Source organism: Banduia mediterranea, from assembly GCF_031846245.1.
In the GTDB taxonomy this organism is placed as follows: Bacteria; Pseudomonadota; Gammaproteobacteria; order Nevskiales; family Nevskiaceae; genus Banduia; species Banduia mediterranea.
On record NZ_JAVRIC010000031.1, the window covers coordinates 1 to 22,185 of the forward strand.

The 22,185-nt window shown below is 65.1% G+C and carries 20 protein-coding genes; 8 read left to right on the forward strand and 12 right to left on the reverse strand.

Annotated features, from left to right (window positions below; all coding sequences use genetic code 11):
* Nucleotides 1-102 precede the first annotated feature (102 nt).
* The 5 genes from RM530_RS16590 to RM530_RS16605 all read right to left on the reverse strand — a co-directional run bounded on the left by RM530_RS16590 (nucleotide 103) and on the right by RM530_RS16605 (nucleotide 2,910).
* Complete coding sequence (locus RM530_RS16590; protein WP_311366375.1) at nucleotides 103-366, reverse strand: EF-hand domain-containing protein; 264 nt, start codon at nucleotides 364-366, stop codon at nucleotides 103-105.
* Between the two features lie 161 nt (nucleotides 367-527).
* A complete protein-coding gene (locus RM530_RS16595; protein WP_311366376.1) occupies nucleotides 528-1,073 on the reverse strand; it encodes a hypothetical protein in 546 nt (181 codons plus the stop codon).
* Between the two features lie 14 nt (nucleotides 1,074-1,087).
* Nucleotides 1,088-1,234, reverse strand: a complete 147-nt coding sequence (locus RM530_RS18825; protein ID WP_349256267.1) for an NAD(P)-binding domain-containing protein — start codon at nucleotides 1,232-1,234, stop codon at nucleotides 1,088-1,090.
* Nucleotides 1,235-1,262: 28 nt separating this feature from the next.
* Complete coding sequence (locus tag RM530_RS16600) at nucleotides 1,263-2,255, reverse strand: aldo/keto reductase (RefSeq protein WP_311366377.1); 993 nt, start codon at nucleotides 2,253-2,255, stop codon at nucleotides 1,263-1,265.
* A 280-nt stretch (nucleotides 2,256-2,535) separates the two neighbouring features.
* Nucleotides 2,536-2,910: a MerR family transcriptional regulator gene (locus RM530_RS16605; protein ID WP_311366378.1), complete on the reverse strand. Its 375-nt coding sequence runs from the start codon at nucleotides 2,908-2,910 to the stop codon at nucleotides 2,536-2,538.
* A 284-nt stretch (nucleotides 2,911-3,194) separates the two neighbouring features.
* Here RM530_RS16605 and RM530_RS16610 point away from each other — a divergent pair, with 284 nt between their 5' ends.
* Nucleotides 3,195-5,264, forward strand: a complete 2,070-nt coding sequence (locus RM530_RS16610) for a S8 family peptidase (protein WP_311366379.1) — start codon at nucleotides 3,195-3,197, stop codon at nucleotides 5,262-5,264.
* Between the two features lie 273 nt (nucleotides 5,265-5,537).
* Here RM530_RS16610 and RM530_RS16615 read toward each other — a convergent pair whose 3' ends face one another.
* From RM530_RS16615 to RM530_RS16645, 7 genes are all read right to left on the reverse strand, one after another.
* Nucleotides 5,538-6,410, reverse strand: a complete 873-nt coding sequence (locus tag RM530_RS16615) for a zinc metalloprotease (protein WP_311366380.1) — start codon at nucleotides 6,408-6,410, stop codon at nucleotides 5,538-5,540.
* 84 nt (nucleotides 6,411-6,494) lie between these two features.
* Nucleotides 6,495-7,037 carry a hypothetical protein gene (locus tag RM530_RS16620; RefSeq protein ID WP_311366381.1) on the reverse strand — a complete coding sequence of 181 codons (543 nt, stop codon included), beginning with the start codon at nucleotides 7,035-7,037 and terminating at the stop codon, nucleotides 6,495-6,497.
* Between the two features lie 107 nt (nucleotides 7,038-7,144).
* A complete protein-coding gene (locus RM530_RS16625; protein WP_311366382.1) occupies nucleotides 7,145-7,663 on the reverse strand; it encodes a hypothetical protein in 519 nt (172 codons plus the stop codon).
* Nucleotides 7,663-9,657 carry a S9 family peptidase gene (locus tag RM530_RS16630; protein ID WP_311366383.1) on the reverse strand — a complete coding sequence of 665 codons (1,995 nt, stop codon included), beginning with the start codon at nucleotides 9,655-9,657 and terminating at the stop codon, nucleotides 7,663-7,665. Before RM530_RS16630 ends, RM530_RS16625 begins: the two co-directional genes overlap by 1 nt.
* Before the next feature lie 90 nt (nucleotides 9,658-9,747).
* Nucleotides 9,748-10,353 carry an SPOR domain-containing protein gene (locus tag RM530_RS16635; protein WP_311366384.1) on the reverse strand — a complete coding sequence of 202 codons (606 nt, stop codon included), beginning with the start codon at nucleotides 10,351-10,353 and terminating at the stop codon, nucleotides 9,748-9,750.
* On the reverse strand, nucleotides 10,353-12,110 hold the full coding sequence (argS, locus tag RM530_RS16640; RefSeq protein WP_311366385.1) for an arginine--tRNA ligase: 1,758 nt from the start codon (nucleotides 12,108-12,110) through the stop codon (nucleotides 10,353-10,355). Before argS ends, RM530_RS16635 begins: the two co-directional genes overlap by 1 nt.
* An 83-nt stretch (nucleotides 12,111-12,193) precedes the next feature.
* Complete coding sequence (locus tag RM530_RS16645; RefSeq protein ID WP_311366386.1) at nucleotides 12,194-14,365, reverse strand: primosomal protein N'; 2,172 nt, start codon at nucleotides 14,363-14,365, stop codon at nucleotides 12,194-12,196.
* Nucleotides 14,366-14,710: 345 nt separating this feature from the next.
* Here RM530_RS16645 and RM530_RS16650 point away from each other — a divergent pair, with 345 nt between their 5' ends.
* From RM530_RS16650 to RM530_RS16680, 7 genes are all read left to right on the forward strand, one after another.
* Complete coding sequence (locus RM530_RS16650) at nucleotides 14,711-15,253, forward strand: RNA polymerase sigma factor (RefSeq protein ID WP_349256268.1); 543 nt, start codon at nucleotides 14,711-14,713, stop codon at nucleotides 15,251-15,253.
* The gene (locus RM530_RS16655) at nucleotides 15,250-15,672 is read left to right on the forward strand and encodes a DUF3619 family protein (RefSeq protein WP_311366388.1); all 423 of its coding nucleotides are present in this window, start codon (nucleotides 15,250-15,252) and stop codon (nucleotides 15,670-15,672) included. The genes RM530_RS16650 and RM530_RS16655 overlap by 4 nt, the downstream gene beginning before the upstream one ends.
* Nucleotides 15,659-16,252, forward strand: coding sequence for a DUF3106 domain-containing protein (locus RM530_RS16660; RefSeq protein WP_311366389.1), 594 nt, complete (start codon nucleotides 15,659-15,661; stop codon nucleotides 16,250-16,252). Before RM530_RS16655 ends, RM530_RS16660 begins: the two co-directional genes overlap by 14 nt.
* A 103-nt stretch (nucleotides 16,253-16,355) precedes the next feature.
* The gene (locus RM530_RS16665) at nucleotides 16,356-17,615 is read left to right on the forward strand and encodes an MFS transporter (protein WP_311366390.1); all 1,260 of its coding nucleotides are present in this window, start codon (nucleotides 16,356-16,358) and stop codon (nucleotides 17,613-17,615) included.
* Between the two features lie 19 nt (nucleotides 17,616-17,634).
* Nucleotides 17,635-18,318: a carbonate dehydratase gene (gene can / locus RM530_RS16670; protein ID WP_311366391.1), complete on the forward strand. Its 684-nt coding sequence runs from the start codon at nucleotides 17,635-17,637 to the stop codon at nucleotides 18,316-18,318.
* Between the two features lie 270 nt (nucleotides 18,319-18,588).
* Complete coding sequence (locus tag RM530_RS16675) at nucleotides 18,589-19,431, forward strand: CheR family methyltransferase (protein WP_311366392.1); 843 nt, start codon at nucleotides 18,589-18,591, stop codon at nucleotides 19,429-19,431.
* Nucleotides 19,432-19,438: 7 nt separating this feature from the next.
* Nucleotides 19,439-22,180: an ATP-binding protein gene (locus tag RM530_RS16680; protein ID WP_311366393.1), complete on the forward strand. Its 2,742-nt coding sequence runs from the start codon at nucleotides 19,439-19,441 to the stop codon at nucleotides 22,178-22,180.
* The last annotated feature ends 5 nt before the right edge of the window (nucleotides 22,181-22,185 follow it).

Here is a 22,185-nt window from a genome sequence, read left to right on the forward strand (position 1 = left end):
ACGAGGCACAACTTCGATCCGGCATCCATGCGACGCCAATTGCGGGAAAAAACACGCCGCGCGTAATGACGGACGGCGTGTCGATGCGACCACGATGCGGAACTACGGCATCCAGTATTCATCCTTGGTGAGCTTGCCGTCGCCGTTGGCATCACGTGTTTCGAAGCGATTGTAGAGCTGCGAACTTGCCGACAATTCCGACTTTTCGATGGCGCCGTCGCCGTTCTTGTCGAGCGTAGACGTCGAGGTGTTCGCGAAATTCGCGTTCGATTCCGGCGGCCCCATCGTGCCGTACTTTTCCTGTGCGAAAGCGGGGATGGTGGCGACGGTGAACGCCGAGACCAGCAGCATTTTGCGGATATCCATATCGTGAGTCTCCCGATCGTGAGCAAATAAAAAAAGGCACGCCCGGCGAAATCCCTGCGGATTAGCCGATACGTGCCTTCATTGGCTTGGCTTTACGACGCTACGGCGCGTCGCAATCGGTGGAGCGAGCAAATTTCAAGCCAGCAAAAAGTGCGGGCAAATTACCTGCTTGATGGGCTTCCGGGCGGTTTCCGACGGCTTGGGCGCGTCAACGGTCTATTTCGGTGCCGGTACGCCCACTGGCTGTGCATTGCCGGTTCGCCGGAGCGAGCATCAGGCGGCCTTGCGCGACGCGCCTTTGAAGCAAGGAGCCCAATGGTCACACGTCCGGCCGCTGCATGCAGCGCCCGCAGGGTTTCGGCAAACGGCAGCGCGATGCCGTTGCGCCGCGCCGCCTCCACCACCCATTCGTGCTGCTGCGTCTGCGTTGTTGTATCGGCTGGAGGCAGATCCAGGTTCCGCTGGAAGCTGACGAACAGCGATTCGGCGGACAGACCCGAGGCCCGCGCCAAGTGCTCGACTTCACGCACGGTCTCGATTGCGCAGGCACGGACGAACTGTGCGGTGATCTTCGCCAGCATCGCCTGTTCGGGCGCCGTGCCGAGATAGTGGACGCGCGTTGCCAGAACCTCGAGCGCGGCTTCGGCGCCCCGCAGATCGGCGCGACTGCCCGCGGCGAAGATCTCGAGTAAACCTTCGGCGGCCATCGGCGGACTGGCGATCAGGCTCGCCGCGACATAGCGCAGGCCAACATCGCTTCGACGGCGCTATGCGACGCATCCCACACCCATACCGCATGGCCAGCCTGTAGCAGGCGCCGCGCGATGGCGGCACCCATATCGTCGAGCCCGATCAATCCGACATTCATTTCGACATTCCCTGATGAAGTGTGACGGTCAGCCGTTGAGCAATTGCATCATCGTGGCCTGATAGCGATCGCCGGCCGCTGCACCTGGTGGAAAGATCGCATCGAGTTCGGCGATTTTCGTTTCGGGCAGGTCCAGATCGACAGCCCCGGCGTTCTCGTCGAGATAGTGCCGACGCTTGGTGCCAGGAATTGGCACCAGACTTTCGTCGCGTGCCAAGACCCAGGCCAGCGCTACCTGCGAGGCCGTGGCACCGAGCTCTTCGGCGACGCGCTGCACCGCCGCGACCAGTTCCAGATTGCGGGCGAAGTTCTCGCCCTGGAAACGCGGGCTGTGCTTGCGGTAGTCGTCGTCGCCGAAATCCTCGGGTGAACCATAGGCGCCACTGAGAAAACCACGACCCAGAGGGCTATAGGGCACGAAGCCGATACCGAGTTCGCGGCAGGTTTCGAACACACCGTTGCCTTCGGGATCGCGCGTCCACAGCGAATATTCACTCTGTACGGCGGTGATCGGGTGAACGGCGTGCGCGCGCCGGATCGTGGTGGCTGAGGCCTCGGACAGACCGAGGTAGCGCAGCTTGCCCTGCCGCACCAGCTCGGCCATTGCACCCACCGTGTCCTCGATCGGCACATCAGCGTCGACACGATGCTGGTAGTACAGGTCGATATGGTCCGCGCCCAGACGCCGCAGACTGGCGTGTGCGCTGGCAGTCACGTAGTCCGGGTGGCCGTTGATGCCACGCGCCTGCGGATTTTCCGGCTCGCGCACGATGCCGAACTTGGTGGCCAGGAACACAGAATCGCGACGGCCGGCGATGGCGCGTCCGACCAGTTCCTCGTTGAGATGCGGGCCGTAGGCGTCCGCGGTGTCTAGGAAGTTGATGCCGATATCCAATGCATGCCGGAGCGTCGCCATCGATTCGACGTCGTCGCGGCCGGAGTAGAAATCGCTCATCCCCATGCAGCCAAGGCCGATGGCGGAAACGACAGGACCATTCGGCCCAAGGGTACGAAATTTCATGGCTTGCTCCTTACGGTGCGGGGCTGACTGAATGCCGGGTTTGGATCACTTGGGCGCCAATCGGCCGAGGCGTCGCGGCGTGTGCGAGGACTCGCGTCGAGCTTTTCGGTCTGGCTTCGCTCACCGGGCCCGACGTCACTGTGAAAAGCGCGTGCCAGACCGGTGCGGATCCGAAGCGCGTGGCGCATTGACCGAGGGTCAGTGCGGGCGGTGAACCCGAAATATAAACTTAACGTCAACTGGAGATTATGGGCTGGCGGCGATCGCGTCAAGTGCCGGTTCAGCGCTGTGCGAGAAATTCGCGAATGCGTTCGATGTTGCCGACGATCTGCTGACGCGTTTCCTTCAACGAGTGGATGCGGGCGTCGGCTTCGGCGAGATGGGTTTCGAGAATGTCGAGTACGCGACGCTTGCCGCTGACGACGGCCTTCGGGTCGGAGACGAAGTAGTACGCGGCGACCTCGGCAATCTCGTCCAGCGACAGGCCCAAGCCTTTGAGCGCAGCGATCTTGTCGAGACGCTTGAGGGCGGAATCGTCGTAGTAACGGTATGCGGCGCCGCGGCGCGGCATGGGTTCAAGCAGACCCAGTTGTTCGTAGTAACGGATCGTGCGCTGGCTGAGGCCACTTCGCTCCGCCAGTTCGCCGATGCGCATGCGTGTGTTCATGCAAGCAAGGATAGCTCGCGGCACGGTCTGGCGTCGCTTTCGCACGCGTTTCGAACCCGGGGTTTTCCCGAGGATGTCCTGCGACCACTGCCATACTGATCAACCGCTTACGGACTTGGACCCGATGCGGGTGGGCATTTTCTCCGTGACCCAGGGTATTCCCTAGCTTGCGCACGGGCCACGCTGCGATCCGCAATACGGAGCATGTGCTGGGCGCCGGTGTCGGCGTGCCATTGCCCTTCCAATAATCAAGTAATCAAGCGGAGTCAAAAATGACAGGGATCTCATCGCACGCGGGACGCGTGTTCGGTGTCATGTTTCTCGTAGTTCTGGGTTGGTGTCTGATGCCGGCGGCGCATGCTGCGGCGGATGGTCCGCAGCAACGCATCATCGTCAAGTTCAACAGCAAATTGAGACTGGAGCCTGACAATGAACGAGCCGTTCCAGCCGCGCTGACGCTGGCTGCGGCCAACTACGGGGTGAGTTTGCGGCCGCTGCGCGAGATCGCGACCGGCGCTCAGGTGCTGGCGCTGATCGGCCAGCGAGTCGACGACCAGGCGATGGCCCGCCTGGCCGCCGCGCTGGCGCGCCTGCCGGGCGTGGCCTACGCCGAGCAGGACCGTCTGATGCATCCGCTGATGACGCCCAATGATTCGCGTTATTCCGAGCAATGGAGTCTCTATGGCGCCTCCGGCGGAGGCATGAACGTGGAGCCGGCCTGGGACACCACGGCCGGCTCCGGGGTGGTGGTGGCGGTGATCGACACCGGCTACCGCCCGCACGCTGACCTGGCCGCCAATATCGTTGGCGGCTACGATTTCATCAGTGACACCTCGGTTTCAAATGACGGTGACGGCCGCGATTCGGATGCCAAGGATCCTGGTGACTGGACCACAGCCGGCGAGTGCGGCGCCGGCAGCGGCGCCTATGACAGCAGTTGGCACGGCACGCACGTATCCGGGACGATCGCCGCGGTCACCAACAACAGTACCGGCGTCGCCGGTATCGCCTACCAAGCCAAGGTGTTGCCGCTACGCGTGCTCGGCACCTGCGGTGGCTATACCTCGGATATCGCCGACGCCATCATCTGGGCCTCGGGCGGCAGCGTTTCAGGCGTGCCGTCCAACGCTTACCCCGCGCAGGTCATCAACATGTCGCTCGGCGGCGGCGGCTCCTGCGGTTCCACCACGCAGTCGGCGATCAACACGGCGCGTGCCAATGGCACCACCGTGATCGTGGCGGCCGGCAATGAGAACACCAATGCCAGCAACAGCAGCCCCGCCAATTGCAGCGGCGTGGTCGCTGTGGCGGCGGTCGGCCCGAGCGGTGGGCGCGCGTATTATTCCAATTACGGCAGCATCGTCGACATCGCCGCCCCTGGGGGCGATATGAGTTCCAGCAGCGCCGACGGCATTCTGTCGACGCTCAATAGCGGCACCACCACACCGGGCAGCGATGCCTACGCCTACTATCAGGGCACCTCGATGGCGACGCCGCATGTCGCCGGTCTGGCCGCGCTGCTCTACGCGGTGGACCCGACGATCACGCCGACCGAGGTCGAGTCGACGCTGAGCTCCACGGCACGCGCCTTTCCGGCCACCTGCTCAAGCTGCGGCGTCGGCATCATCGACGCGGCGGCGGCAGTCGCGGCAGCTTCGGGCGGCGGTGGCGGCGAGGATCCGCCACCGACCGGCAGCGAACTGGAGAACGGCGTACCGGTGAGCGGGCTGGCCGGCGCCAGCGGCGAGACCCAGACGTTCACGATCGATATCCCGTCCGGCGCCAGCAATTTGGTGGTCGCGATCAGCGGCGGCAGCGGCGATGCCGATCTCTACGTCCGCTATGGTTCGGCGCCGACCAGCTCCAGCTACGATTGCCGGCCCTATCTGAACGGCAACAACGAAAGCTGCAGCTTCGGCAGCCCCGCCGCCGGGACGTGGTATGCCTCGGTCGTCGGCTACAGCAGCTACTCCGGCCTGAACTTGGAGGCCAGCTGGACGCTTGGTGGCGGCGGTGGCGGCAGCGGCGCCTGCGACGCCGGTTATACCGAATACAGCGGCAGCCTCTCCGGTAGCGGCAGTTCGGCCTATGCGCCGGACACTTCCGGTGTTTATGCCGCCAGCGGCACGTTCCTGGCTGCGCTGTCAGGCCCGTCCTCGGCCGATTTCGACCTCTACCTGCAGCAGAAGCGCAGCAACGGTTCCTGGCGCAACGTGGCAAGTTCGCTGGGCTACACCTCCAGCGAGGCGATCGACACCAGTCAGTCCTCGGGAACCTATCGCTGGCGTGTCTATAGTTACAGCGGCTCGGGTAGCTACACCCTGTGCGCATCCATGCCCTGAGCCGGACACGAGCCTGGGCCTAGCGGCCCACGGCCAATGCAAGCGACAACAAGGGCCGGCTTCATGCCGGCCCTTGTTGTTCTCGTCAGGGGCGATGAGCGTCGCATCCGACGTCGACAGCGTCATTCCGGGCAGGCCGCTGGCTCGATCCGGAATTCACGCGGCCTGCGGTGGCCGTACATGGATTCCGGATTCCCGCTGCGCGGGTTCCGGTCTAGACGTGGTGGCTTCCGTCAGCCCCGGGTCAGTCCGTCGCCGGGTTTGGAACGCCGCTCAGGGTTCCCGGAACATGGCGTGGACCGTGTCCATGCGCGAGCCCTGGTCCGCCGTGAACGTGTCCATGCAGGCGTCGTCGACGTAATCCATGAAATTGGTGACTGGATCGTCGCCCGGGTAGGCCAGGCAGGAATTGCGGCCGATCGGGCAGCCATAGGCCGGCGAGCGTTCGGCCGGCGTATCGCCGACGCGGTCGTTTGGCACGGCGCAGCCACCCTGGAAGGTGTGGTAGAGCCCAATCCAGTGACCGATCTCGTGCGTGCCGGTGTCGCCCAGATCGTAGGGGACGGCGCTGCCGCCCGGCAGCGAGGAATACAGCACGACAACCCCATCCATTTCCGGTGATGAGCTGTAGTTCCAGGGGAAGGTGGCCCAGCCGAGCAGGCCCCCACCGGGATTGGCGGTATAGAGATTGAGCGCGTCCGGTCCGCCGGCGTGCAAGGCGCTCTTGGCGGCGGCTTCGGCCGAACTGCCGGGTGACATGCCGTACCAGACGACATTGGTGGTGCGGTCAACGGCCGCCAGCGTGAACACGAACGGGGTGCCGGCGTAGGCGTCGTTGAGCACCGAGATCTGCGTGTCGATCATCGATTGCGGCACATTGCCCTGCGCGAGCGTGCTGCCGCTGTTGATGACGTGCACGTAAACCGGCACCGTGACCGAGCCGGGGACACGCATGCCGACCTGGCTGCGCGCGCCGCGTTTGGCCAGGAATTTGTCGATCCGGCTGTCGATCACGGAAATTTCAGCCTCGCTGGGCATCAGCGTGGAACAGCGCTTGCTCAGAAACTGCTGGCTGTCGCTGGCGGCGACGGCCGGCAATACAGTCAGCGCGAGCATCATGCCCGCGCAGGCGGCACGCGTCTTCATTCTTGCTCCCCATTCGGACGGGCGTCGTGCCCGAAGGCCGATATCGCACGCAAACTTCGGGCCGCGAGCCCCGTGCCGGGAGGCTTATTTGAAGTAGGTTTCCAACAGCTGGCTCACGTCCTGGTAGTCCGCTTCAAGGCGTTGTCGCTGTCGGCCCGCCAGCTCCTGGCCGGCTGGATCGGCGGCACGCGTTTCCAGTGCCGCAAGAATATGGCGGGACTGGTTCAGCACGTCCGCCATCGCGATCAGGTAGAGCACTTCGAACGGGGTGCCACTGCGCCTCAGCAGATCCTTGCTGATCGCCTTGGCCGTCAGTTCGCGGCGCTGCTGTTCGACTTCAGGCAGCCCGGCGTGTTCCAGGTCGATCTGCGGGTGTGACGCGGCGTATTGATCCAGTTCTTCCAGCATGGTGCCGGCGTCGTTGCCGACACGTGTCAGCAACTCGTCCAGCGGGTCGGACTCGAACTTGACGTAGCTCAGCAGCGGCAGGCGCTTGGCCAGGGTCAGGGTTTCATGGAGCAGGGCATAGCCTTGCGAGCGTTCGCGTTCGGCGTCGCTCGCGGCCGCCGGATCGGCCGCTCCCACCGGTCCCGCCATTGCAAGCAACAATAGTAGTGTCGCTGACATGCCGCGTCTCGCGATCGCATTCATCTCGCACCGTCCTTATGTTTCGACGAAATTCCTCTACGGAGTCTCGGCCGGGGCGGGTTGCCCGGCGATGAACCGGCACCGAATCAACCCCGGCGCAGCCCTGTTTCGGTGCCGGTGATCCAGGCAGGCACCGGCACGCCGCCGCGCGCGGTGCTGGTGGCGAGCGCCGTTGCCATGGCCTCCGGTGCCCATGGCGTCGACAGCGAGGACGCGAGTTCCGTCGCCATGGCTGGCGTGATTCCGCCATAGATCAGGCTCAGATGGGGTTTGAATGCTGGATTGGGTACACCGAAGCGGGCTGCGGCCAGACGCCGCGCCTCGCACAGGGCGGGCGTGTCGACCACGTCCAGCACCAGGGTGCGGAAGTACTCGTCATAGCCGTGAAGCCCCGTGGGTTCCAGCAACAGCGGCGGCAAGCGCGGGGCGAGTTCGCGCGTACCGATCTCGGCGTCGGCCTCGTCGATCGGGCCGATGCCGCCCAGCAGCGTCAGATGCGCACGAAACCGGGGCGTACCAAAGCGGGCGCACAGTGTATCGATGCGGGATTGCAGCCAGGCAGCCAATGCGGTGTCTGGAAACAGCCACAGCGAGCCTTCGAACATCAGGGCGGGTCGCCGGACTCGCTGGTCTCGACGGGCGCCGCTGCATCGCCAGCCGATTCCGGCCCGTCGCCCAGCAGATGCTGCTGCAGGAACAATACGACGGCGTTCTGATAAAGGTCCCGGTTCGATTTTTTCTTGAAGCCGTGGCCTTCGTCGCGGGCCAGCAGGGTCCACACCTTGCCGCCATTACCGCGGATGGTTTCGGCCATCTGCTCGGCTTCGGACCGGGGCACCCGCGGGTCGTTGGCACCTTGCGCGATGAACAGTGGCTTGGTGATGTTGCCGGCATTCTCGGTCGGCGAGATTTTCTGCAGAAATTCGCGCATGGCCGGGTCGGACTCGTCGCCATATTCGGCACGGCGCAGGTCGCGGCGGTAGTCCTTGGTATTTTCAAGGAAGGTCACGAAGTTGCTGATGCCGACGATGTCGATTCCGGCGCGCAGACGGTCGTTGTAGTGCGTCATGCCCGCCAGCACCATGTAGCCGCCGTAGGAACCACCGATCAGCGCCACGCGCTGGGCGTCGAGCTGCGGTTGGGTCTCGATCCAGTCGAGCAGGGCGCCGATGTCCTTGACCGAGTCCTCGCGTTTCCTGCCGTTGTCGAGCGCGAGGTAGTTCTTGCCGTAGCCGGCCGAACCGCGCACGTTCGGTACCAGCACGGCGATGCCGAGTTCGCGCAGGTAGAACTGGATCATCGGGTTGTAGCTCGGCAGTGCCTGGGATTCGGGGCCGCCGTGAATGCTGATCAGTACCGGATGCGGGCCCGGAGTCTTCGGCGCGTAGTAAAACGCCGGGATGCTGCGGGTACGGCCGTCGAGCTTGTCGAACGTGGGATAGCGCACCAGGGTCGGCAGGATGAATTCGCCAGCATCGAGTCCGCCGGTCTCGGAGCGGGTCCAGCGGCTCAGGCGGCTTTGTCCGACCTCGAAGGAATAGACGTCGCTGGGGGTACGGGCATTGTTGAGCAGGAAGCCCAGCGAGTTTCCGTCGGGGCTGAACTCGAGATTGCGCACCAGGCCCAGCGGCAGATCCGGAACCGGCACCATGCCGTTGACGCGCAGGTCCTGCAGATAAAGATCATCACTGCCGTCGGCATTGACCGTGAAGGCGAGGTAGCGGCCGTCGTCGGACAGTGCGAACTCCTCGATATCCCAGGGAATCGCGGCACTGATCGGCGTGGTCTCTCCGGTTTCGAGATCATCGTAGCGCAGCGTCAGGAATTCGCTGCCTTCGTCGCTGCTGTAGTAGATGCCCTTGCCATCACGCGAAAAGCGGGCATTGCCGTAGGCGACCGGCATTTCGCTCGGGCGAAACGGCGTGCGCTCGCCGGTCACGGTGTCGGCGATCCAGACTTCGCTGTCGCTGATCGAACGATAGCGCATCACCAGCAATTGCCGATCGTCCGGCGACCAGTCCAAGGCATACCAGGCACCCTGGTCCTCGACCAGCGGCGTGCTTTTCGGTGCGCCGAGCGCACTGAAATGGATGTCGGTATCGCTGCCATTGCGCTGCGTGGTGGAGTACGCGTAACGATCGCCGGCATTCGACCAGAGACCGCCGCTGTTGCGAGACTGACCGTCGGTGAGCAGGCGTGTGTCGCCGCTGCCAAGCTCGTACCAGTAGAGCTGGTAGGACTCACCGCCGCCGACGTCCTTGCTGAAGATGAAGCCCTTGCCCTTGGGCGCGATGCTGACGCCCCCGACCGGCTCGGCATAGAAGGTGAGCTGTTCGCGTGCCGCCATCGGCCGCTGCACGTGGTGCACCTGGGTGGTTTCACCGAAACGCGTGCTGATCAGGATGCTGCCATCGGCGAGCCAGCCCTGAAACGAAGCGGAGCGCGACTGCTGGTAGCGGTTGGTCTGCTCGGCCAGAGTCTCGGGAATCGGCGGGACGTCTTCGAGCACCACGCTGCCGATTTCGACGCGATGGACCTCGGCCTGGATCGGGGCGGACAGGGCAAGCAGGGCGGTGCCGACCATGGTGGCGAGTTTCATCGGTGCGTGGTGTCCGGATTGAAAAGGGCTGGCACAAGAATGCGCAGCTGATTGTGGGCTGGCAAACCGCCGCCTTGCTGGCGGGAAGGCTCAGCTCTTGACGCGCATCAGCAGGCTCTCGAACTCATGCACGTTGAGCGTCTGCACGGTAGCCTGGACCTTCTTCGGGTCGTCGATCGGTCCCACACGCACGCGATACCAGGTGTCGCGGTTGTCGATCGTCACCGATTCCACGCGGGATTCGATCCCCAGCAGAGCCAGTTTGGCCTTTTGCGATTCGGCCTCGCCCGATGAGCGGAACGCGCCGACCTGGATCACGTACTGCCCGGGCGGCACCACGGGGACCGCGCCGGGCTTTCCGCCGACGGTCTTGTCGGTGGCTTCGGGAACGACCACCTCATAGCTCGGCAGCAATTCGTAGAACGAAAAGCGCGGCTTTTCCTTGGGGGGCAGGGGCGGCGATTGGCTGCGCGCCGTGCTGGCCGGCGCCGCGGCCCTGGCTTCGGTGCGGATCACCGGCGGAGCCGCTGGTTCACCGGTCGGGCGGCCGATGTAGACGATCGCGGCCACCACCAGCCCGATCGACAGACCGACGACCATCCATAGCCAACCGGGCAATCCCTGCTTGCCCCGCGCGTGGCTGCGTTTGGCGGGGCGCTTCTGGTTGCGGTTTCTCGGAGCGTAGTCGCGCGGCACTACATTTTCTCCGGCGCGGCCACGCCGATCAGGCCCAGGCCATTGCGCAGCACCTGGCCGGTGGCGTCCACCAGCGCCAGCCGCGCATCACGCAGATCGGCGTCGTCGACCAGAAATGCGTGTGCGTTGTAATAGCTGTGCAGGGCGTCGGCGGTATCCCGCAGATAGTGCGTGAGCGTGTGCGGCGCCGAATTGAGCGCGCAGTTGTTCACCACCTCGGGGTAGCGCGCGAGCGCTGCCAGCAGGGCTTTTTCGTGCGTTTCCGTGAGCCGTTCGAGCTTGCCCAGGGCCTGCTCGCGGTTCCATTCGATGCCGCGTTCGGCGGCCTGGCGGAACACCGAACGAATCCGCGCGTGCGCGTACTGCACGTAGTAGACCGGGTTGTCGTTGCTCTGCGAACGGGCCAGCTCCAGATCGAATTCCAGATGCTGTTCGTTGGAGCGCATCAGGTAGAAGAAGCGCGTGGCGTCCACGCCGACTTCGCGGATCAGTTCCTCGAAGGTGACGAAGTTGCCGCTGCGCTTGCCCATGCGCCCGGACGACAGCGTGACGAACTGGATCAGCTGCACATTGAGCGCATCGTCACGTCCGGTCAGCGCCTTGATCGCGGCGCGCACGCGCGCGATGTAGCCGTGATGATCGGCACCCCATACGTCCAGCAGGGTCTTGTGGCCGCGCGCCAGCTTGTCGACGTGGTAGGCGAGGTCGTTGGCGAAATAGGTCGCGGCGCCGTCGGCCTTGATCAACACGCGATCCTTTTCATCGCCAAATTTCTCGGTGGCGAACCACAGCGCGCCGTCCTGCTCGTAGACGTGGCCGGAATCGCGCAGCGAGTCCAGTGCCTTCGCCGCGGCGCCGGACTCGACCAGCATCCGCTCCGAATACCAGCGGTCGTAGCGCACACCGAAGCGGTCCAGGGTCTGGTGGATATGGGCGAGCTGGTCGCGGATCGCATAGTCGCGCAGCTCGGCATAGGCGGATTCGCCCAGCGTCGCCTTGGCCTTGCGGATCCAGGCGTCGAGATGCCGTTCGGCCTGGGCCTTGTCGCTGGCGTCGTCCGGCGGCAGGTCGGACACGTCCAGTGCGGCCGGCAGCCACTGCTCGTTGCCGGTGGCGAGCAGGCGTTCGGCGACCTGTTCGACGTAGTCGGCCGGGTAGCCGCGCGACGGGATCGCCAGCGGCGCCGGCAGCCGGCCGCTGCAATTGAGCGTGCGTACCCACACCGACACGGCCAGCACATCGACCTGGCGGCCGGCGTCATTGATGTAGTACTCGCGCTGCACGGTCCAGCCGGCGGCGGCGAGGATATTGGCCAGTGCGTCGCCGTAGGCGGCCTGGCGGCCGTGACCGACATGCATCGGCCCGGTCGGGTTGGCCGAGACGAACTCCACGAGGATGCTGCCGCGCGTGCCGGAGCGGTCATGGCCGTAGTCCTCGCCCTGCGCAAAGATCGTCGGGACGATCTGCTGCTGCGCCGCAGCCGTCACGAACACGTTGATGAAGCCCGGGCCGGCGATCTCGATGCGGTCCACCAGTGCGGAATCCGGCAGCTTCTCGACCAGCGCCTGGGCGAGCTTGCGCGGTGGCATGCGCAGCGGCTTGGCCATGATCATCGCCAGATTGCAGGCGAAGTCGCCGAACTTCGGATCCTTGGCCTCGTCGATCTGGACGGTTTCGGGCGGCGGGGTGTCCACGCCGAGGTCCGCGATCAGGCTTTCGATCGCCTGCCGGAACAGGGCTTGCAGTTGTTGTTTCATCGGAACGGGAGAGCGGGCGGGTCACGCCCGGGAAAGCTGGGCGCGAAGTTTACCCGTGCGCCGTAACGGCCGCGAGCCGAGGTTCAATACAGGTCCACCGGATCGACATCGATCGACCAGCGCACCTTGCGTGCGGATGGCAGATCGCCCAGGCCGGGCACCCAGGCCGACAACGCGCGCTGCAAGGGGGCACGCTTTTCGGCCTGCAGCAGCAGCTGGGCGCGCCAGCGGCCGGCGCGCCGTTCCATCGGCGCGGCCACTGGCCCCAGTGCGGCGACGCCCCGGCGTGCGCCCGCCTGAGCCTTGAGGCCGGCTTTGGCATCGTGCAGGAATCGCATCGCGGCGGCCGCGTCCAGCGACTCGGCCCGCAACAGCGCCAGATGCGAAGCCGGCGGCAGACCGCTGCCGACCCGTTCGGCCAGCAGTTCGTCGGCGAATGCGCCGTAGCCGTGCTCGACCAGGGTGCGCAGCTTGGGATGCTGCGGCTCATGCGTCTGCAGCAAGACCTCACCGGCTTCGGTGCCGCGTCCGGCGCGGCCCGCGACCTGCACCACCAACTGGCCCATGCGTTCCAGCGCACGAAAGTCCACGCCGAACAGGGCCTGATCCACGCTGACGATGCCGACCATGCTCAGGCCGGCGAAATCGTGCCCCTTGGCCAGCATCTGGGTGCCGACCAGAATGTGGATGTCGCCGCTGGCGACGTCGCGCAGCAGGCGTTCCAGCTCTCCGGCGCGACGCACGCGGTCTGAATCGAAGCGTTCCACGCGATGGTTCGGGAATCGTTCGCGCAGCGCGTCTTCGACGCGTTCGGTGCCCTGGCCGACCGGCGCCAGCGCATGCGCCTGGCACTTGCCGCACTGTTGCGGCACCACGGTTTCGTAGCCGCAGTGGTGGCAGATCAGCCGGGAACGCGAGCGGTGCAGCGTCATGCGCGCATCGCAGCGCTTGCACGGTGCGACCCAGCCGCATTCCCGGCACAGCAGTGCCGGCGCGAAACCGCGCCGGTTGATGAACAGCAGCACCTGCCCGCCGGCGGATAGATGCTTTTCGGTGGTGGCCAGCAGGCTCGACGTCAGGCCATGGCTCATCGCCTGACCACGCGCGTCCACCAGATCGATGCGCGGCGGCGCGGTCCGATGCACGCGCTGTGGCAGGCGCAGATGCCGGTAGCGCCCGGCGCGGCCGTTGGCCAGGGTTTCCAGCGACGGCGTGGCGCTGCCGAGGATCACCGGGGCCTTCCACTGTTGCGCGCGAAATACCGCAGTGTCCCGCGCCGAGTAGCGGAAGCCTTCCTGTTGTTTGTACGAAGCGTCATGTTCCTCGTCCACCACCACGATGCCGAGTTGCCTGAACGGGACGAACACTGCGGAGCGCGTACCGATGACGATATCGGCGCGGCCGTCGCGCGCTGCCAGCCAGGACTGTGCGCGCTGCGATTCGCTCATGCCGGAATGAAACGGGGCGACCCGTCCCGGAAAGCGCGCCTCAAAGCGGCTCACCAGTTGCGGCGTGAGCCCGATTTCGGGCGCCAGAATCAGCGCCTGTTGGCTCCGGCTCAGGGCGTCCGCCGCGACTTGCAGATAGATTTCGGTCTTGCCGCTGCCGGTGACGCCTTCGAGCAGGCTGACCGTGAACCCCCGCGCCGCGCGCAGTTCGCGCAGCACATCGCATTGCGCAGCGCTGGGTTGCGGCGCGTCGGCGGCGATGCCGGACGCGGCCGGTGGTGCATGACAGTCTTCGATCCAGCCCTTGTCGCGGGCCTTGCGCAGTGTGCCGCTGTCCAGGGCATCGTCAGGGCGTGGCCCCTGCGCCAGTTCGTCGAGCAGGCCGAGCAAACGATGGGCGCGCGACGGTGGTTTGGCCGTGGTGCCGGCTACACTGAGACGAACCCAGACGGGGCTCGAATCCCGAGCCGCGTTGCCGCGGCGCAAGGGGCCGGGTAGCGCAGCCTCGATCACGCGGCCCAGTGGATACTGATAGTACTGCGCGGCCCAGCGCAGCAGTTCGAGCAGGTCCGCAGACAGTAGTGGTGTCTCGTCCAGCAGCGCCAGTGGCGGACGGTATTTGAAGTCACCCGGAGAACTGCTGCGCGGTGGCTCAACCACCACGCCCACGACCGTGCGTTTGCCGAACGGCACGCGCACACGTACTCCGGGCTGGAGGCGGGCATGCATCGCCGCAGGCGCCAGGTAATCAAAGAGCCTGTAAAGCGGGGTCGCCACGGCGACCGAAACCAGTTCGAGTGCGCTCAAGCCTGTGGATAACTATGGGGAAGGTTTGATGCGACGCATCATTTCAGGGGCGAGGTTTTTATGCTGAATCCGGCATGAATGTCCGATGACGGTTTAAATTTTTGTTAATTCAATAGGTTGTGAAAACGTTTCCAGCCAGTTTGATAAGTGAACTTGACGAGCCGGCAATCTCCCGAACCGGGCAGTGGATGTGCATAATTGATCGGATTCGCGCGCACCGCTTCGTGTCAACGCAAGGTTCCGGCCGGCGTTCTTGACGGGGAACGGTCACAATAGAGCGAATGGGTGACGATGAACAAGCAAGCGCTTGCGGTACCGCTGGCGGGTCTGAATCCGGCACGGCCGATGCGTGATACGCGTGCACTCGACCGGTTTCTCGCCTCCGTCGAGCGCCGCGCCTTCCGGATCGCGGATATCGCGACGCGCGACCGCGACGAGGCCCTGGACATCGTGCAGGACGCGATGATGCGTCTGGCCAAGAGCTATGCCGACAAGCCGCCCGAGGAATGGCCGGCCCTGTTTCATCGCATCCTCGAGAACGCGATTCAGGATTGGCGCCGGCGGCGCAAGGTGCGGAATCGCTGGCTGGCCTGGGGCTCGTCGAGCGCGGACCCGGAGGACGACAGCGATCCGATCGAGCGTCTGCCGGATCAGGCGCCGATACCGGATGCCGACGCCTTGATGCGGGACGAGGCGATGCGTCGGCTGTGGGAGGCCTTGGAGGATTTGCCGCAGCGACAGCGTGAGGCGTTCTCGCTGCGGGTTTGGGAGGGGTTGTCGGTGGAACAGACCGCGCAGACCATGGGCTGTTCCGACGGCAGTGTGAAAACGCATCTGTCGCGCGCACTGGCCAAGCTGCGCGGACAGTTGGCAGAGGTTTGGTCATGAACGAAAAGTCGAGATTGTTCGAAATCCAGGACGACGAGGCCTTGGTTCAGGCGCTGCGTGAACGTCTACACCGCGAAGAGGCTGCGATCGATCCGATGACGGCGGTGCGTCTGGCCGCTGCGCGCCGTCGTGCGCTCGATGCAGTGCCACAAGGCCTGTTCGCGCGCGGACTCGCCTTGGTCGGCGGCGGCACGCTGATATCGAACCGCCGTGGCTGGCTGGCCTTGCCAGGCCTGATCGTGGCGGCACTTGCGCTGACGCTGTGGTCGCCGTGGCAAGCTGTATCGCGTGGCGCCTCGGCGCCCAGCGCCGAAACCCTGGAGTGGTTGGCCCAGGAAGAAAGCATGCCGATGTCCGCCGAGCTCTACGAAGAGCTCGATCTGGTGATCTGGCTGGAAGATCTGGATGGCAAGGTCTGAGGGCAGCAGCAGCAATCTGAATGAAAAGAGTTCACGAACGCTGCGGTGCTCGCTGGCGGGGCTACTGCTGTCGCTGGGCTGTCTGATCAGCCAGCCGTGTCTGGCGCGTCCCGAACCGGCGCCGCTGAGCTGGGAGCAACTGGACAGTCAACAGCGTGAAGTGCTGGAACGCTACGAGGACGAATGGGACGACTTTTCGCCACAACGCCAGCAGCGACTCGCCCGAGGCGCGCAGCGCTGGAGTCGTATGTCCTCGGAGGAGCGCGAGCAGGCGGAGAAGAAGTTCGAGCGGTTCAAGACCATGCCCGATGAGGAAAAGCGCGAACTGCGCCGCTACGCCGAACGCTTCAATGAAATGTCGCCGGACCAGCGCGACGCGCTGCGTGACCGCTGGCGCGAATTCCGGAATCTGCCGCCGCAGCAACGCGATCTTTTGCGCGAACGTTTCCATGCCTGGCGGGAACTGCCCGGGCCGCAGCGGCAGCCTTTGATGGATTGCATGAATCGACGTCTTGGCGGCGCCGGCGAGGATTGCAGCCGTCTGTTGCCGCCCGCGCGATCGCCCGGCAACCGGCGCTGAAGCGAGCCGATCGCCCGATTGCGAGTCGGGCCTCCGCTACACTATGTGGACCTGACCGGCCGGCCGCCGGTCGCCGCAATCCAGTCCTGATCGATTGACCGCCATGCTCTCGCTGGTCGCCTCCGCCGCCGCCGTCTTCATGGCCGCGGCCCTGTTCATCGCCGGCAACATGCTGCTCGGCACCAATGTCGCCCTGCGCCTGTCGCACGAAGCCTATGGCGCGGCGACGATCGGCCTGATTCTCACGCAGTATTCTGTGGGCTTCGTCGCTGGCACCTGGTTCGGGCCGCGATTGATCCGCCGCGCCGGGCACATACGTGCCTTCTCGGCGCTGGCTGCGATCACCGGTTGTGCCGGATTGGCCTATGCGATCGGAATCGACGGCGTGTTCTGGGCCCTGCTGCGTGCGCTCAACGGGTTCTGCGGCGCGATTCTGATGGTGGTGCTCGAATCCTGGGTCAATGCCCATGCCAAGCCGCAAACGCGTGGCCGATTTCTGGCGGTGTACATGGTCACCTATTACCTGGCCGGTGCTGGCGGCCAGTTGCTGGTGGCCGCCGGAGACCCGGCCGATTTTCGACCGTACAGCTTGGCGGCGGCCTTGCTGGTGCTGGCCTCGGTACCGCTTTGCCTGACCGGTTTGCAGGCGCCGCCGCCGGCCGAAATCCGGCGTCTGCCGCTGTCGCTGCTGATGCGCGTGGCGCCGCTGGGGGTGGCCGGTGCGTTTGCCGGCGGTTTCGCGTCCAGCGCCTTCTATTCATTGGCGCCCGTGCATTTGGCGCGTACCGGCGGCAGCACCGGCCAGGTCGCCGCCTACATGGCCTGCGCGGTGCTGGCCTCGATGCTGTTGCAGTATCCGGCGGGCCGGCTCGGCGACCGGCTCGACCGCCGACGCATGATCCTGCTGATCGCACTGGTCGCCGCCGCCGCCTCGCTGGGCATCGCGGCCCTGGGGCAGGCCTCGATCGCCGCGCTGTTTCTCAGCTCGATGCTGTTCACCGGCGTGCTCGCCTGTCTTTATCCGTCGGTGTTGGCGCTGACTCACGACCAGCTGCCGGGGCGCGATCTGGTCGGCGCCAACGCCGCCTTGCTGAGTTTCTGGGGGATCGGCCAGTGCACCGGGCCGGTGATCGTCGCCGGGGCCATGTCGCTGCTCGGGCCGGGCGGACTTTATTACGGCATGGCGGTCGTTCTGATCGTGTTCGCAGCCTTTGTCGGACTGCGGCTGCGGACCACGCCGGCCTTGCTGCCCAGTTTGCAGGCGCCGTTCGCGCCGACTCAGGCCACCACCCCGCAGATCGCCGAGATGGACCCGCGCGCGCCGGTTGGCGACGAAGCAGACGGGGGCGGCGGGCCGGCATGAAGCCTGCAATAATCACCTCATGCACAAGCTCACCAATCTCTTCGACAGCAATGCGGCCTGGGCGACCCGGGTCAAATCCGAGGACCCCGGCTTCTTCGAGCGCCTTTCGAAATTGCAGGCGCCGAAGTATCTGTGGATCGGCTGTGCCGATTCACGCGTGCCGGCGAACCAGATCACCGGCCTGCTGCCGGGCGAGCTGTTCGTGCACCGCAATGTCGCCAACCTCGTGGTGCACAGCGACCTCAACTGCCTGTCGGTGATGCAGTTCGCTGTCGACGTGCTCCGTGTCGAGCACCTCATGGTGGTGGGCCACTATGGTTGCGGCGGCGTGCGCGCCGCGCTCGAAAGCCAGGGCTTCGGGCTGATCGACAACTGGCTGCGGCATATTCAGGACATCAGCGACAAGCACGGTCTCAAGATAAAAGGCGTGCAGGCCACGACCGAAGAAGTCGATCGCATGTGCGAATACAACGCACTGGAGGCCGCTCGCAACGCCTGCCGTACGACCATCGTGCGCGACGCCTGGGCGCGCGGTCAGGCGCTGACGGTGCACGCCTGGGTCTACGGACTGCGCGATGGCCTGCTCAAGGACATCGGCTTCAACGTGGCCGCGAACGAAGAGGTCGAACCGGCCTACAGCCGTGCCCTGGATCGAATCGGGCAGGGGTTGTGCGATACCACGGCTTCGACGCCCGAGGAATGAGCGACGTCTCGGGGGCTCGGTGTTCCCAGGTAATGCCCGCCCCGTCCATTTTTTGAATGCGGCCACAGTCCGGTGCCGAGCTGCGCCCGCAGACCCAGCCAATCGATTGGCGCGTCGGCGGTCGTGGCTGCGTCCATTGGCCGGCTCGTTTCGGGTTTGCCTTCAGCCGGAGCTGGGGGATAATTCCGCGATACTTTTCGCGATCATCCATCGGGGCCGAACAACGCCATACGGCGTACCCGCAACGGCGGCCGGATCAGGAGATTCAGGATGCTGGCCTTGCCCGCCGAATCCGTATCGGAAGCCGATGTCATTGCCGGAATTCTGGCTTTGATGCGCGAGCGCACCGGCTACGACTTTTCAAGCTACCGCGCGCAGACGATACGTCGTCGTATTCGCAACCGGATGATCTCCGTGGGCATACACACGCTCACCGACTATCTGGTTCATCTCAAGAGCGTCGAAACCGAAGCCTTGGAGCTGCTGGACCGCCTTACCGTCAAGGTGAGTCATTTCTATCGCAACGCCCACACCTTCGACATGCTGCGGGAGGAGGTGCTGCCGGGTCTGTACCGGCGCTTCGGTGGCCCATTGAGAATCTGGAGCGTCGGCTGTGCTCGCGGCGAGGAACCCTACACGCTCGCGCTGCTGTTGGAAGCTGCCGGAATTCCGGGCACCGTGCTGGCGACCGATATCGACGAGGCGGCGCTGCGCGCGGCGAGACGCGGTATTTATTTGCGGGATGCCCTGCGCGAACTGCCAGAATCGCTGATCGGGACCGGCCTTGAGCCCGTGCCGGGTGACGAACGCCATGTGCGCGTGCGGCCGGCGCTGCGCCGACGGGTACACTTTCAGGTGCATGATGTGACCGGAACGGCGCTGCCGCTCGGAACCACCGACTTTCACATGATCAGCTATCGGAATGTCCTGATCTATCTGCAGCGCGAGGTTCAGGAACGAACTCTGCTGCAAATGCGGGCCGTACTTCGGGATGGTGGCTGCCTGTGTCTGGGCGAGGCCGAATGGCCACCCCCTTCGGTCGCCTGCAGCTTGTCGCCCCTACCCCAGCGGTCGCGCCTGTTCGAGGCAATCGCTGCAGAACCCATTGCGTGAAGAAGTCATGAAAAATCTGGTTGACCTGAGTATCGGTCAGCGTTTATGGATCGCCAGCGGCGGTCTGTTCCTGATTCTTGCCGCCGCCGGCGCTTCGATCTATGACGCACAGCGCAGATCGGATCGGGTACAGGCGCGGATGGTCGACGAGGTTCGGCCGCTCAGCGACGCCGCACGCGTCCTTGAAAACAACCTCCTGTACGTCGATATCGCGGCGCGCACCTGGCTGATGTCCCCCGAAGACGGGCAGATCGATGCTTTCGAGGATCGCGTGGACATGGCGACGGCGACGCTCGCCAAGTTCGAAGCCTTGCCGATGGACGAGCAGAGCAAGGCGCAGTTCGACGAATTGCGCCCGCTGGCGGAGCGCTTTCTACGGGAAGCCGCGGAACTCGGTTCCACGGCGGATGGGTCCGACGCCAGTATCGAACGTCAGGAAAGTAGCGCCACCTCGATCCGAGAACGCGCTCTGGCGGTGGTGCATGACTTCGCGGACCTTCAGCGCGGCCGCTTCGATGCCGCGCAGCTCGAACTGGCGCAGGCCCGCGATCTGGTCGCGCGAACCTTCGTCGGCGCCGGCCTGTTGGCGATGCTCTCATTCCTGGGCTTTGCCTGGCTGATGTTGCGTTCGATCCGCACGCCGGTGGTGGGTCTGCTCAAGGCGGCTGGCGACCTGCGTCAGGGCAAGTGGAAAAGCGCCTTGGCACTGCATACGGACGATGACGACCGCGCCCGCACCGCCCGCGACGAGCTGGTACAGCTTTCCGCGGCGGTCGGCGCGGCGGCCTGGGCGCTGGAGCGGCGTGAACAGCGTCTGCAGGCGGACGGCCGCATCGCCGCCGCGAGCGGGCGTTCGCTGAAGAAGGACAAGCTTGCAGAGCTGGTGCTGCGTGGCGTGGTTGAGCACAGCAAGGCCCAGCTGGGCATCGTCTACATGGTCGACGAGGCTGCCGAAGAATTGCAGCCTATCGCGAGCCAGGCGTCCAGCACGCCGGGCTCGCTGCCTCTGCAGGTCGGCATACCAGGACAGGCCGTGCGCGAGCGGCGCACCGTGCTGGTCAACGACATTCCGACGGATACGCATTTCCGGATTGATTTCGGCTTCAACGAAGCCGCGCCCAGGGCGATCGCGGCAATTCCGGTGATTTCGCATGATCGGCTGATGGCGGTGATCATCGTCGCCAGCCTGCGGCCGCTCGACGATGAACTGATCGGCTTCTTCGAGGCCTCGGCGCGCCAGCTTGGCAACGGGCTGCAGAATGCGCTGGCCTTCGAGCGCATTCAATCCTTGCTGGACGAAGTGCGCGAGCGCAAGGACGAAATTCAGGCGCAGAACGAGGAGCTGCTGGCCCAGACCGAGGAAATCCAGGCGCAGAACGAGGAACTGCAGGCCCAGAACGAGGAAATCCAGGCGCAGAACGAGGAGATTCAAACGCAGACCGAGGAATTGCAGGCCCAGCAGGCCGAGATTCGCGAAAGCAACGACAATCTGCGCGAGCACGCCGACCGTCTCAGCGCGCAGAACACCAGCCTCGAGGAATACAGCGCGAAGCTGCGTGAACAGCGTGAAATGCTGGCCGAGGCCGACCGGCGCAAGAACGACTTCCTTGGTCTGCTGGCGCACGAACTGCGCAATCCGCTGGCACCGATCACCAGCAGCCTGTTCATTCTCGGGCGCGCGGCGCCGGGCAGCGAGTCGGCCGTTCAGGCACTGGACGTGATCGCTCGCCAGACCACCCACCTGACGCGGCTGGTGGAAGATCTGCTCGACATCACCCGAATTTCCGAAGGAAAGATCCGCATCCAGCGCGAGGACATCGATCTGCTCGATGTCGTGCAAAGCTGCGTCGAGGATTCGCGCCTCGCGGTACAGGCCGCCGAGCTGAGCCTCGATGTGGACGTGCCCGACGGCCAGATTCTGATCGACGGCGATCGTGTGCGTATCGCCCAGATTCTGGGCAACCTGATCGGCAATGCCATCAAGTTCACCGACGACGGGGGTCGCATCACGCTCAGTGTTCGTGCCGAACCCGATGCCAGCCATGTCGAGGTCACGGTCGCCGACAACGGCATCGGCATCGAGCCGAACCTGTTGCCGAACCTGTTCCATCCGTTCATGCAGGGCAGCCTGTCCGGCCTCAGGCCGAACGGCGGGCTCGGCCTCGGTCTGTCGCTGGTCAAATCCCTGGTCGAATTGCACGGCGGTACGGTCACCGCCTTCAGCGACGGTCAGGGGCGTGGCTCCAGGTTCGTGCTGCGCCTGCCGGTGAAATCGATCTCCACGGGGACGGTGGCGCCGGTCGCAAGCTCGGACGGACCGCTGCGGATCCTGGTGATCGACGACAACGTCGATGCCGGAACCATGCTCGCGCATGTCTTGCGCCTGCAGGACCACGTGGTGGAGGTCTGCACCTCGGCCAGCGACGGGCTTGGCCGTGCAACGGCGGAGCCGCCGGATGTGGTGCTGTGCGATATCGGTCTGCCCGGCAGCATGGACGGCCATGAGGTCGCGCGCCGCCTGCGCGAAAACAGTCGGCTGGACCGGACCTATCTGGTGGCGGTGACCGGTTACGCCTCACCCGACGATCGCAAGGCGGCGACCGATGCCGGTTTCGACGAACATATCGCCAAGCCCGTCACCCTCGAACGCCTGCACGAGGTATTCGCCGAGATACCGCGGCGTGAACGGCAGAAGGTGGTTCGCATCGCTCGGGACAGCGGCAGCGCCGCCGACGGCAGCTTCGACTAGCGCTG